This is a genomic window from Sabulicella flocculans (assembly GCF_045449635.1).
GTDB lineage: Bacteria > Pseudomonadota > Alphaproteobacteria > Acetobacterales > Acetobacteraceae > Roseococcus.
Genome location: NZ_JBJJBR010000014.1, coordinates 1 through 10,907 on the forward strand (window position 1 = coordinate 1; position 10,907 = coordinate 10,907).

12 protein-coding genes and 2 pseudogenes are annotated in these 10,907 nt (G+C 76.0%); 9 read left to right on the top strand and 5 right to left on the bottom strand.

Going from position 1 to position 10,907, the window contains the following annotated elements; genetic code table 11:
* A pseudogene (locus tag ACI6QG_RS13200) lies at positions 1-153 on the top strand (phosphoribosylamine--glycine ligase); the annotation flags it as partial.
* Here ACI6QG_RS13200 and xseA read toward each other — a convergent pair.
* Positions 145-1,284: pseudogene (xseA, locus tag ACI6QG_RS13205) on the bottom strand (exodeoxyribonuclease VII large subunit); the annotation flags it as partial. The pseudogenes ACI6QG_RS13200 and xseA overlap by 9 nt on opposite strands.
* 45 nt (positions 1,285-1,329) lie before the next feature.
* Here xseA and purD point away from each other — a divergent pair.
* A complete protein-coding gene (gene purD, locus ACI6QG_RS13210) occupies positions 1,330-2,601 on the top strand; it encodes a phosphoribosylamine--glycine ligase (RefSeq protein WP_407025134.1) in 1,272 nt (423 codons plus the stop codon).
* 4 nt (positions 2,602-2,605) lie between these two features.
* Here the strand turns inward: purD and ACI6QG_RS13215 are convergent, their stop codons facing one another.
* A complete protein-coding gene (locus tag ACI6QG_RS13215) occupies positions 2,606-3,412 on the bottom strand; it encodes an alpha/beta fold hydrolase (RefSeq protein ID WP_407025039.1) in 807 nt (268 codons plus the stop codon).
* A gap of 133 nt (positions 3,413-3,545) precedes the next feature.
* Between ACI6QG_RS13215 and ACI6QG_RS13220 the strand changes: the two genes are divergently transcribed.
* A complete protein-coding gene (locus ACI6QG_RS13220) occupies positions 3,546-4,412 on the top strand; it encodes a choice-of-anchor I domain-containing protein (protein WP_407025040.1) in 867 nt (288 codons plus the stop codon).
* Complete coding sequence (locus tag ACI6QG_RS13225; RefSeq protein WP_407025041.1) at positions 4,370-4,504, top strand: hypothetical protein; 135 nt, start codon at positions 4,370-4,372, stop codon at positions 4,502-4,504. Before ACI6QG_RS13220 ends, ACI6QG_RS13225 begins: the two co-directional genes overlap by 43 nt.
* On the opposite strand, the gene ACI6QG_RS13230 is transcribed toward ACI6QG_RS13225, so the two are convergent.
* On the bottom strand, positions 4,494-5,090 hold the full coding sequence (locus ACI6QG_RS13230) for a histidine phosphatase family protein (RefSeq protein ID WP_407025042.1): 597 nt from the start codon (positions 5,088-5,090) through the stop codon (positions 4,494-4,496). The two genes, ACI6QG_RS13225 and ACI6QG_RS13230, sit on opposite strands and share 11 nt — an antisense overlap.
* Before the next feature lie 215 nt (positions 5,091-5,305).
* On the opposite strand from ACI6QG_RS13230, the gene ACI6QG_RS13235 reads away from it, so the two are divergent.
* Both ACI6QG_RS13235 and ACI6QG_RS13240 read left to right on the top strand, forming a co-directional pair.
* The gene (locus tag ACI6QG_RS13235) at positions 5,306-6,268 is read left to right on the top strand and encodes a tripartite tricarboxylate transporter substrate binding protein (RefSeq protein WP_407025043.1); all 963 of its coding nucleotides are present in this window, start codon (positions 5,306-5,308) and stop codon (positions 6,266-6,268) included.
* 20 nt (positions 6,269-6,288) lie between these two features.
* Positions 6,289-6,669 (top strand): hypothetical protein, encoded by a 381-nt coding sequence (locus ACI6QG_RS13240; protein ID WP_407025044.1) that lies wholly within the window; start codon positions 6,289-6,291, stop codon positions 6,667-6,669.
* Here ACI6QG_RS13240 and ACI6QG_RS13245 read toward each other — a convergent pair.
* Positions 6,656-7,987: a glutamate--cysteine ligase gene (locus tag ACI6QG_RS13245; RefSeq protein WP_407025045.1), complete on the bottom strand. Its 1,332-nt coding sequence runs from the start codon at positions 7,985-7,987 to the stop codon at positions 6,656-6,658. The genes ACI6QG_RS13240 and ACI6QG_RS13245 overlap by 14 nt on opposite strands.
* A 177-nt stretch (positions 7,988-8,164) precedes the next feature.
* Positions 8,165-8,884 (bottom strand): 16S rRNA (uracil(1498)-N(3))-methyltransferase, encoded by a 720-nt coding sequence (locus ACI6QG_RS13250; protein ID WP_407025046.1) that lies wholly within the window; start codon positions 8,882-8,884, stop codon positions 8,165-8,167.
* 28 nt (positions 8,885-8,912) lie between these two features.
* Between ACI6QG_RS13250 and ubiA the strand changes: the two genes are divergently transcribed.
* From ubiA to ACI6QG_RS13265, 3 genes are read left to right on the top strand one after another with little or no spacing between them, the layout of a single operon-like run.
* The gene (gene ubiA, locus ACI6QG_RS13255; protein ID WP_407025047.1) at positions 8,913-9,812 is read left to right on the top strand and encodes a 4-hydroxybenzoate octaprenyltransferase; all 900 of its coding nucleotides are present in this window, start codon (positions 8,913-8,915) and stop codon (positions 9,810-9,812) included.
* On the top strand, positions 9,809-10,444 hold the full coding sequence (locus tag ACI6QG_RS13260; protein ID WP_407025048.1) for a class I SAM-dependent methyltransferase: 636 nt from the start codon (positions 9,809-9,811) through the stop codon (positions 10,442-10,444). Before ubiA ends, ACI6QG_RS13260 begins: the two co-directional genes overlap by 4 nt.
* 32 nt (positions 10,445-10,476) lie before the next feature.
* Complete coding sequence (locus tag ACI6QG_RS13265; protein ID WP_407025049.1) at positions 10,477-10,878, top strand: type IV secretion protein Rhs; 402 nt, start codon at positions 10,477-10,479, stop codon at positions 10,876-10,878.
* The last annotated feature ends 29 nt before the right edge of the window (positions 10,879-10,907 follow it).

The following is a 10,907-nucleotide window of genomic DNA, read 5'->3' on the forward strand; positions in this document are numbered from 1 at the left end:
CGCGCCCACATCCGCGCCCAGGGCGCGCCCATCGTGGTGAAGGCGGACGGCCTGGCCGCCGGCAAGGGCGTCGTCGTCGCCACCACGGTGGCCGAGGCCGAGGACGCCATCACGGAGAGGATGGAGCGCGGCGCCCATGGCGAGGCCGGCCGCCGCCGGGGCCAGCCGCGCCGCCACCTCGCCCAGCGCGCCGCGCTTGGCCGCCAGCACCTCGCGCGGGTGGCGCAGCGCCCCGGCGGCGCGGGCCAGGCGCAGGCGGCGCCCGTCCAGGAAGGCGGGCAGGGCGGCGTCCAGCCGCGCCGCGCGGTCGTCCAGCCGCTGGCGCGCCGCCTCCACCATGGAGGGCAGGTCGGGCAGGGCGGCGGCGGCCAGGGCCAGGCGGCCGCGCACCGCGTCCATCCGCGCCTCCATCCGCCCGTCCAGCCGGCGCGCCAGCTGCGCCACGCCGGCCAGCAGGTCGGCCCGCGCCGGGATGGCCATCTCGGCCGCCGCGGTGGGGGTGGGGGCGCGCCGGTCGGCGGCGAAGTCGATCAGCGTGGTGTCCGTCTCGTGCCCCACCGCCGAGATGAGGGGGATGGTGCATTCCGCCGCCGCGCGCACCACCGCCTCCTCGTTGAAGGCCATCAGGTCCTCCAGGCTACCGCCGCCGCGCGCGACGATCAGCACGTCGGGCCGCGGCACCGCGCCGCCGGGCGCGAGGGCGGAGAAGCCGCGGATGGCCGCCGCCACCTGCTCGGCCGCCGCCGCGCCCTGCACCTGCACCGGCCACAGGATGAGCCGCCGGGGGAAGCGCCGCGCCAGGGTGGTGCGGATGTCCTGGATCACCGCGCCGGACTCGCTGGTGACCACGCCGATCACCGCCGGCAGCACCGGCAGCGGGCGCTTGCGGGCGGGGTCGAACAGCCCTTCCTCGCCCAGGCGCTGCTTCAGCAGCTCGATGCGCTTCAGCAGCGCGCCCTCGCCGGCGTATTCCAGGCGCTCGATCACCAGCTGGTATTTCGAGCGGTCGGCGTAGGTGGTGATGCGCCCGGTGGCGATCACCTCCACCCCGTTCTCCGGCTTCAGGCCCAGCTTGGCGACGGCGTTCTTCCACACCACCGCCTCCACCTTGCCGCGCTCGTCCTTCAGCGACAGGTAGACGTGGCCGGAGCCGCCCCAGACCTTCACCTCCGTCATCTCGCCGCGCACGCGGATGCGGCCGAAGGCGCCTTCCAGGGTGCGCTTGATCGCGCCCCCCAGCTCGCCCACGCCATATTCGGGGATGTTGCTTCCGGCACCGTCCATTCCGTGCTTCTAGCCCGCCCAGGCGCGGTTGCGGAGGGTGAAAGCATGAAGGTGCTGGTGGTCGGCTCGGGCGGGCGGGAACACGCGCTGTGCTGGAAGCTGGCGCAATCGCCGCTGCTGGCGAAGCTGTGGTGCGCGCCGGGCAACCCGGGCATCGCCGCCGTGGCGGAATGCGTGCCCCTGGCGGCCACCGCCATCCCCGCCCTGGTCGCCTTCGCCCGCGACAACGGCGTGGGCCTGGTGGTGGCGGGGCCGGAGGCGCCGCTGACCCTGGGCCTGGCCGATGCCTGCGAAGCCGCCGGCATCCCCTGCTTCGGCCCGGTGGCGGCGGCGGCGCGCCTGGAAGGCTCCAAGGACTTCTTCAAGCAGGTGGCCAACGCCGCCGGCGCGCCCACCGCCCGCCACGCCACCTTCGACGACGCGGCGGCCGCCCGCGCCCACATCCGCGCCCAGGGCGCGCCCATCGTGGTGAAGGCGGACGGCCTGGCCGCCGGCAAGGGCGTCGTCGTCGCCACCACGGTGGCCGAGGCCGAGGACGCCATCACGGAGATGATGGAGCGCGGCGCCCATGGCGAGGCCGGCCGCCGCGTGGTGGTGGAGGAGTTCCTGGACGGCGAGGAGGTCTCCTTCTTCGCCCTGTGCGACGGCGCGCGCGCCATCGCCCTGGCCGCCGCGCAGGACCACAAGCGCGTGGGCGAGGGCGACACCGGCCCCAACACCGGCGGCATGGGCGCCTACTCCCCCGCCCCGGCCTTCACCCCGGCGCTGGAGGCGCAGGTGATGCAAACCTGCATCCAGCCGGTGCTGGCCGAGCTGGAACGGCGCGGCGCCCCCTTCCGCGGCGTGCTGTTCGCCGGGCTGATGCTGACGGCGGAGGGCCCGAAGCTGCTGGAATTCAACGTCCGCTTCGGCGACCCGGAATGCCAGGCCCTCATGCTGCGGCTGGAAAGCGACCTGCTGCCCGCCCTGCTGGCGGCGGCGCGCGGCGACCTGTCGGGCATCAGCCTGGACTGGTCCGCCGAGCCCTCCCTGCTGGTGGTGATGGCCGCCGCGGGCTACCCGGGCCCGCCGCGCGCCGGCACCCGCATCGGCGGGCTGGCGGCGGCGGCGGCGGTGCCCGGCGTGCAGGTGTTCCACGCCGGCACCCGGGCGGGCGAGGACGGCGCCGTGCTGGCCGCCGGCGGGCGCGTGCTGGGCATCGGCGCCCGCGCCCCCACCCTGCGCGCGGCGCGCGACGTCGCCTACGCCGCGGTGGACGCGCTGGACTGGCCGGACGGCTTCTGCCGCCGCGACATCGGCTGGCGCGCCCTGGGCTGAGGGCTCAGGCCGGGGCGGGCAGGGCCTGCCGCGCCCCGCAATGGCGGCGCACCAGCCGCGCCACCTCGGCCGGCTGGTCCCAGTGGATGTAGTGGCCGGCGCGCGGCACCCATTCCAGGCGGGAGCCCGGGAAGGCCGCCTGGGCGCGCGGCGCCTGGGCGGGCAGGGTCACCCGGTCCTCCGTGCCCCACAGCAGCAGCACGGGGGCGCGCGGCGCCTCGTCCGGCTCCAGCCCGGGCTGCATCGGCGCGGTCATCATCTGCGCCAGCATCGGGTCGGTGCCCGGCGCCTCGGCCTCGCCCTTGGCCTCGTCATGCGCCAGGCTGGCCTCCACCGCCCAGGGCCGGGCGCAGAACTGCGCGAACAGCAGGGCGCGCGTGGCCGGCAGGGCTGCGATGGCGGGCAGGGCCGGCTTGGCCGCCCGCACCAGGGACAGCCCGGCGGTGATGTTGCCGGCGATCCAGCCGCGCTCCCACCCCATCCAGAAGCCGCCGGGGGCCAGGGCGGCGGCCGGGCCGGCGGCGCCGCGCCGCACCAGCTCCAGCGCCAGCTGCCCGCCCATGGAGAAGCCGGCCACCGCCGCCCCGCGCAGCCCCTGCGCGTCCATGAAGCCCTCCACCGCGTCGGCCAGCACCGGCACCGACAGCGGCGCCGGCGGCAGCGGCGTCTGCCCGAAGCCCGGCAAATCGGGCACCACCAGGGTGAAGTGCGGCGCCAGCAGCGGCAGCAGCGGCCCCCAGCCGCGATGGGAGGAGCCGAGGCCGTGCAGCAGCAGCAGGGACGGACCCTGCCCGAGGCGGATGTGATGCATGCCTCGCCAACGCCGCAGCCCGCCCGGGTGTTGCCGTCATCGAAGCTTCATCGAACTGTCCGCAGCCTTACCAAGACGTGAAGATGAGCGCGCATTAACCGCGTCCCCGGCCTCCACATCGGGAATGCGCGCCATGCTGACCGGCACCACCACCTTCACCGCCAACCACCTGACCAATGGCGGCGCCGCCGGCAACAGCGAGGTGGTGGCGCATGACGCGGCGCGCGGCCTGCTGTTCGTGATGGGCCAGGGCGGGGTGGACGCGCTGGACGCCGCCACCGGCGCGCTGCGCTTCACCATCGCCAAGTCCGCCATCACCCTGCCCGCCGGCGTGACCGGCCTGGGCACGGGCAATTCCGTCGCCGTCTCGGGCGACAACCTGGCGATGACCTTCGACGGCCCGGCCGCCGGCCAGCCGGGCATCGCCGCCGTGTTCACGCTGGATGCCGCCGGCACCGGCGCCAGCTTCCGCGCCGCCGCCACCGTGGGCGTGGTGCCGGACATGATCACCTTCACCCCGGACGGCACCCGCGCCCTGGTGGCGGTGGAGGCCGAGCCCACCGCCGGCTACGCCACCGACGCGCCGGGCGGGCTGGCGGTGCTGGACGTCGCCACCTGGACCTCCACCTTCCACGGCTTCGGCGCCTTCGACGCCCGCGTGGCGGAGCTGCGCGCCGAGGGGGTGAAGATCGCCAACGGCTTCGGCACCGCCAACACCGCGCTTCCCTCGCTCGACCTCGAACCCGAATACGTCACCGTGTCCGGCACCTGGATGGCGGCGACGGCGACGACGGCGCCTATGGCGGCAGCGGCGCGGACACCTTCCGCTTCCACCCCAACACCGTCTACACCCAGGACTGGATTGCCGATTTCCGCAGCGCCGAGGGCGACGTCATCGACCTCTCGCTGTGGGGGATGGGCCCGGCCGCCTTCAACTGGGACGCCGCCTCCGGCCCCATGCGCCTGGTCAGCTTCGCGGGCGCGACCTTCGACTGGGTGAACGGCTACGTGGACGCCGACGACGTGGCCGAGTTCACCCTGGTGGTGTTCCACGGCGGCACCAGCCTGTCGGCGGGCGACTTCATCCTGTGACCAGCGCCTCCGCCCGCACGAAGCCCGCGAATTCCCAGCGGGCGCCGAGCGGGCGGAACACCCCGAAGCTGCCTTCGGGGAACTCCGCCTGGGCCAGCGGCCGGCCCAGCACCATCCCCAGCGGCACGATGTGGCCGACCATCACGCGGTGGCCACCGGCCACCGGCTGCGCCAGCCGGCGGGACACCGCGCGGGCGTCCGCCGCGGCGTCGCCGGGGGTGTAGTCGTCGGCGATCAGGTCGCGCTCCACCCGCACGCGCTCCGCGCCGAAGGCCAGTTCGGCGGTGTCGCGGGCGCGGAACACCTCGCTGCTCAGCACCTCGGCCACCGGGATGGCGTGGCGGCGGAACGCCTCGCCCAGCGCGCGCGCCTGCGCGATGCCTTCGGCGGAAAGGTTGCGCTGCCCGGCGCGGTCGCCCCGCCGCCCGGTGTCCACCTGCGAACGGTCGGTGATGGCGTGGCGCAGGTAGAGGTTCAGCCCGCCCGGCCGCAGCAGCGCCAGCGCCGCCTCCGGCGGCAGGAAGGCGAAGCCTTGCGCCACGGCCGGCGCGGAAAGGAACAGGGCGGGCAGGGCGCGGCGGCGCATGGCGGAAGCTTCCGGGCGTGGGTTGGTCCGCGCCGCAGATGGCCGGCGCCCCGCCGCCCCGCAAGCCTCGCCGCCGGCGGGCGAAGCCTTGCCGCGGGCGGCCGAAGCCTCGCCGCGGGCGCGCGGCCGAAGCCCCGCCGCGGGCGCGCGGCCGAAGCCTTGCCGCGGGCGGGCGGCGGGGATACCTGCAACGGCAACGAACCGGAGGAACCCCCATGACCGCCATCCCCCGCCGCGCCGCCCTGGCCCTGCCGCTGGCCGGCCTCGCCGCCCCCGCCCTGGCCCAGGCCTTCCCCGCGCGCCCCATCCGCATGCTGGTGCCCTGGGCGCCCGGCGGCACGACGGACGTGCAGATGCGTGCCCTGTGCGACCAGGCCTCCCGCCGCCTCGGCCAGCCGGTGGTGGTGGAGAACCGCTCCGGCGCCGGCGGCGTGCTGGGCGCGCAATCCCTGCTGACGGCGCAGCCCGACGGCTACACCCTGTCGCAGATCCCCATCAGCGTGTTCCGCCAGCCGCTGATGAACTCCCGCCCGCTGTTCGACCCGCTGGCGGACTTCACCTACGTCATCCACGTCACCGGCTACCTGTTCGGCACGGTGGTCCGCCCCGACGCCCCCTGGCGCAGCATGGCCGATCTGGTGGAGCACGCCCGCCGCAACCCCGGCGCGGTGAACTACGGCACGCCCGGCGTCGGCACCTCCCTGCACCTGACCATGGAGCAGATCGCGCAGGACCAGCGCATCGAGTGGACCCACGTGCCCTTCCGCGGCTTCGCCGAGAACGCGCAGAGCCTGCTGGGCGGGCAGACCCACGTGCTGGCCGATTCCTCCGGCTGGAGCCCGATGGCCGAGGAAGGCCGGGTGCGCGTGCTGGCCACCTGGGGCAACGAGCGCGCCAAGCGCTTCCCCAACGTGCCCACCCTGAAGGAGCAGGGCATCAACATCGTCTCCATCAGCCCCTACGGCCTGGCCGGGCCGCGCGGCATGGACCCCGGCGTGGTGCGCGTGCTGCACGACGCCTTCCGCGAGGCGCTGTTCGACCCCACCCACGTCGCGGTGCTGGACCGCTTCGACATGGTGCCCGACCACATGGACCCCGCCGCCTACGCCGCCTCCGTGCGGCGCACGATGGAGGAGGAGCGGCGCCTGATCCAGTCGCTGGGCATCCGCCTGTCGTGACGGCGCGTTGGAAGGGGGCCATGCGCCCCCTCCTGCTATCCGTCCTGCTCCTCGCCGCCTGCGCGCCGATGCCCACCTTGTCGGAGCGCCTGGGCGGCTTCGTCGGCATGCCCGAGGCCGAGCTGGTGGCCCGCCTGGGCGTGCCCGACCGCCAGGCGGAGGTGCAGGGCCGCCGCTTCGTCACCTACGCCACCCAGCGCGACGACCTGGTGCCCACCGGCTTCGGCCCCGGCTGGGGCGGCTACGGCTTCCGCCGCTGGCCGGTGGAGCAGGTGGTCCGCACCCGCTGCGAGGTCACCTTCGAGGTGACGGGCGGCGCGGTGCGCGGCGCCTCGCACCGCGGCGACGGCTGCTGGGGCGGGGCGCTGGGCCCGGCCCAGCGCATCACTACACTTCCGTGAAGCGCAGCGCCCGGCCGGCATCGCCGCGCCAGGGGCCGTGGAACAGCTGCAGCATCCGCTCGGCCTGGGTCATGCCGCTGGCCACGATCTCGTGCAGCGGGGCCAGGTAGGCTTCCTCGCCCAGGCCGCGCGCCTTCAGCCCGGCCTCGCTGATGGCCAGCGCGTCGCGCGCCACGTCGCGCAGCGGCCGCCCGGCGATGGTGGCGGCCAGCGCCACCCGCGGCACCTCGGCGCGCAGGGCGCGGATGGCCTCGACGTCCCAGGGGCGCACCAGCGCCAGCGCCGCCTTCTGCGCCGCGTCGTCGTACAGCAGCCCGGCCCAGAAGGCCGGCTGCGCCAGCAGCATGGCGACGGAGCCCGCGTCGCTGCCGCGCATCTCCAGGAACTTCTTCAGCCGCACGTCGGTGAACACGGTGGTGACGTGGTCCGTCACGTCGCCCATGGTGGCGTGCAGGCCGGGGATGGCGCCGCGCATCAGGTCGCGGAAGCTGGCGCCCGCCAGGTCCAGCAGCCGGCCCTCGCGCGCGGCGAAGTACATCGGCACGTCCAGCACGTAGTCGGCGAAGCGCTCGAAGCCGAAGCCGTCCTCGAACACGCAGGCGGGGATGCCGGCGCGGGCGTTGTCCGTGTCCAGCCAGGCGCGCCCGCGCCCGGACAGGAAGCCCGAGGGCGCGCCGTCCTCGAAGGGCGAGGACGCCCAGAGCGCGGTCGCCAGCGGCTGCAGCGCCAGGCCGATGCGCAGCTTCTCGCGCATGTCCGCCTCGTCGGCGAAGTCCAGGTTCACCTGCACGGTGGCGGTGCGCAGCATCATGTCCAGGCCCCGGGAGCCCACGCGTGGCATGTGCCGGCGCATGATGGCGTAGCGGCTCTTGGGCATCCAGGGCATGGCGTCGCGGGTGGCGGTGGGGTGGAAGCCCATGCCGGCGAAGCCCAGCCCCAGCGGCTGCGCCACCGCGTGCACCTCGCGCAGGTGGTCGGCCAGTTCCTCCTTCACCGCGTGCACGTCGGCCAGCGGCGCGCCCGACAGCTCGAACTGCCCGCCCGGCTCCAGCGAGACGGAGGCCTCGCCGCGCGTCAGGCCGATGACGTTCTCCCCGTCCCGGATGGGGCTCCAGCCCAGGGCGCGCAGCCCCTCCAGCATCGGGCCGATGCCGTCGGCGTAGCCGGGCGGGGCCAGCCCGTCGCGGCGGAAGCCGATCTTCTCGTGCTCGGTGCCCATGCGCCACTGCGCGCGCGGCTTGGCGCCAGCGGCGAACCACGCCGCGAGCTGCCCCGCCCCGGTGAAGGGCGTGGGGTCGGCCTGGCCGGGGTTGCTCATGCGGGCCTTCCCGCGTCCCGCGGGAAGGCCCGCGGCATGTGCTGCGCCCTCAGGCGCCGGGCGGCCGCATCCGCGGCCCTGGCTGGCGCCGCGCCGACGGCGCGCCGGTCGCGCGGGCTCATGGGCGGCGGGCCGCGCCGTGCGCGGCCAGGGCCGGGGCTTCCAGGGGGCACATCATCAATCCGCTTCCACCTCAATCGCGTGGAGCGCGAAGGACAGCGCACCCAGGCCCGCCACCGCCGCCGTCTCCGCGCGCAGGATGCGCGGGCCGAGCGATGCCGACGTAACAAAGGGGCGCCGGGCGAGGTCGTCAAGTTCGGCCGGGTCGAACCCCCCCTCGGGGCCCACCAGCAGGGCGGGCGCGGGCAGCAGCGCGTGCAGCGGCCGCGCCGCGCGCCGCTCCGCCGCCGCCAGCAGCGTGCCGCCCTCCCAGCCGTCCAGCACGGCGTGCAGCAGGCGCGATTCGTCCACCTCCGGCACCTCCAGCCGCTCGCACTGCTCGGCGGCGGCGCGGGCGATGGCCTGCAGGCGCTCCCGGTTGGCGTGGGTGGCGACGCAGCGCCGCGTCAGCACCGGGCTGATGCGGGTGGCACCCAGCTCGGTCGCCTTCTCCACCGCCCAGTCCATCGCCTCGCGCTTCAGGCAGGCCAGCAGCAGGCGCAGCGGCGGCGGCGCGGCGGGGGCGCGCAGGCGCGGGCCCAGGCGCATCGCCCCGCGGTCCTTGCGCAGCGCGGTCAGCGCGGCGGCGAACTCGCCGTCGCGGCCGTTGAAGGCGCGCAGCTCCGCCCCCGGGGCGCGGCGCAGCACGGTGCCCAGGTGGTGCGCCTGGGCCGGCGTCAGCGCCACCTCCGCGCCGTCGGCCAGGGGCGCGTCGTGGAACAGGCGCGGGATGGACATGCGCCCCCATGCCGTGCCTCCTGCGCCCATGCAAGGCTACACGGACATCCGGGCGGCCGGGTGGGTGGCGCGGCTGCCCGCCCCCTGGCGCCCCTACGCGCTGCTGGCGCGCTTCGACCGGCCCATCGGCGCCTGGCTGCTCTACCTGCCCGGGCTGTGGTCCATCACGCTGTTCGCCGCCACGCCGGGGCAGGGGCTGTGGCTGGCCCTGCTGTTCCTGGCCGGCGCCTTCGCCATGCGCGGCGCCGGCTGCGTGGTGAACGACCTGTGGGACCGCGATCTGGACCGGCGGGTGGAGCGCACGCGCGGCCGCCCCCTGGCCTCGGGCGCCGTCACCCCGCTCCAGGCGCTGGGCTTCCTGGCGCTGCTGTGCGCGGTGGGGCTGGGGGTGCTGGTGCAGCTCGGCGGCTTCGCCATCGCGGTGGGCGTGGTGTCGCTGGTGCCGGTGGTGCTGTACCCGCTGGCCAAGCGGGTGACGGACTTCCCCCAGTTCGTGCTGGGGCTGACCTTCGGCTGGGGCGCGCTGCTGGGCGCCGCCGCCGCCACCGGGGCGCTGCCGGCGCCGGCCTGGTGGCTCTACGCCGCCGCCATCGCCTGGATCCTGGGCTACGACACCATCTACGCCCACCAGGACCGCGAGGACGACGCGCTGGTGGGCATCCGCTCCACCGCGCGGCGCTTCGGCGCCGCCACCCCGGCCTTCCTGCGGGGCTGCTACGCCGCCGCCCTGGCGCTGCTGGCCGCCTCCGGCTGGTCGGCCGGGCTGTCCTGGGCCTTCTTCCTGGCGCTGTCGGTGCCCGCGGGCCTGCTGTGGCGGCAGGCGAGGGTGCTGGACATCCACGACCCCGCGCAATGCCTGGCGCTGTTCAAGGCGAACCGGGAGGTCGGGCTGCTGGTGGCGCTGGCCCTGCTGCTGGGCCGGCTGTGAGCGCGGAGGCGTTCATCGCCGCCCACACCGCCATCGCCCGCGCCCCCCTGGTGCCGGAGGTGGCGCTGCACCTGGCCACGGAGATCACCCCGATCTGGCGCGCCTCGGAGGAGTTCCTGGCGCGCCACGGCATCGAGCCGCCCTTCTGGGCCTTCGCCTGGCCCGGCAGCCAGGCCCTGGCGCGCGACGTGCTGGACGGGCCGGCGCTGGCCGGCCGCCGCGTGCTGGACTTCGCCGCCGGCTGCGGCCTCGCCGGCATCGCCGCCGCGATGAGGGGCGCCGCGGTGGAATGCGCCGAGGTGGACCCCATGGCCCTGGCCGCCTGCCGCCTGAACGCCGCGCTGAACGGCGTGGCGCTGGGCACGCCGGAAGGCGACCTGGTGGGCAGCCCGAACCGCTGGGACCTCATCCTGGCGGGCGACGTCTGCTACGCCGCGCCGATGGCGGCGCACATCCTGCCCTGGCTGCGCGCCATGGCGGCGGCGGGGGCCGAGGTGCGCCTGGCCGACCCCGGCCGCGCCTACCTCCCGCGCGAGGGGCTGGCGCCGCTGTCCACCCACCGCGTCCCCACCAGCCTGGAGCTGGAGGACCGGGCGGAGCGCGTGGTCACCATCGCCCGCCTCCTGCCATGAAGAAGCCATGCGGGGCGCGGAGGCTTCCCATCATGTGGCCCGCCTTCCTCGCAGCCCTGCTGCTGTCCATCCCCGAAGCCCCGGCGCAGACCCGGCGGGACTACGACTCCGCCGGCCGGCTGGAGGGACGGGCGGAGGATGGCCGCCGCTACGACGCCCAGGGGCGCTTCCAGGGCCGCAGCGAGACGCGCGGCGACGACCGGCGCGACTACGACGCCCAGGGCCGCTTCCAGGGCCGCACCGAGTTCCGCGGCGACTCCGCCCGCGCCTATGACGCCCAGGGCCGATTCCAGGGCCGCACGGAGTTCCGCGGCGACACCGCGCGCTCCTACGACGCGCAGGGCCGCTTCACCGGCCGCTCGGAGGCGTCGGGCGATTCGGTGCGCCACTACGACGCCCAGGGGCGCTTCATCGGCCGCACCGAGCGGCGCTGAGGTTGCAACCCGGGGTGGGGGACCGCACC

Excerpts from the sequence above, each read along its gene's own strand:
- purD (WP_407025134.1), top strand. The coding sequence starts at position 1,330 with ATGAAGGTGCTGGTGGTCGGCTCGGGCGGGCGGGAACACGCGCTGTGC.
- ACI6QG_RS13215 (WP_407025039.1), bottom strand. The coding sequence starts at position 3,412 with ATGCATCACATCCGCCTCGGGCAGGGTCCGTCCCTGCTGCTGCTGCAC.
- ACI6QG_RS13220 (WP_407025040.1), top strand. The coding sequence starts at position 3,546 with ATGCTGACCGGCACCACCACCTTCACCGCCAACCACCTGACCAATGGC.
- ACI6QG_RS13225 (WP_407025041.1), top strand. The coding sequence starts at position 4,370 with ATGCGCCTGGTCAGCTTCGCGGGCGCGACCTTCGACTGGGTGAACGGC.
- ACI6QG_RS13230 (WP_407025042.1), bottom strand. The coding sequence starts at position 5,090 with ATGCGCCGCCGCGCCCTGCCCGCCCTGTTCCTTTCCGCGCCGGCCGTG.
- ACI6QG_RS13235 (WP_407025043.1), top strand. The coding sequence starts at position 5,306 with ATGACCGCCATCCCCCGCCGCGCCGCCCTGGCCCTGCCGCTGGCCGGC.
- ACI6QG_RS13240 (WP_407025044.1), top strand. The coding sequence starts at position 6,289 with ATGCGCCCCCTCCTGCTATCCGTCCTGCTCCTCGCCGCCTGCGCGCCG.
- ACI6QG_RS13245 (WP_407025045.1), bottom strand. The coding sequence starts at position 7,987 with ATGAGCAACCCCGGCCAGGCCGACCCCACGCCCTTCACCGGGGCGGGG.
- ACI6QG_RS13250 (WP_407025046.1), bottom strand. The coding sequence starts at position 8,884 with ATGTCCATCCCGCGCCTGTTCCACGACGCGCCCCTGGCCGACGGCGCG.
- ubiA (WP_407025047.1), top strand. The coding sequence starts at position 8,913 with ATGCAAGGCTACACGGACATCCGGGCGGCCGGGTGGGTGGCGCGGCTG.
- ACI6QG_RS13265 (WP_407025049.1), top strand. The coding sequence starts at position 10,477 with ATGTGGCCCGCCTTCCTCGCAGCCCTGCTGCTGTCCATCCCCGAAGCC.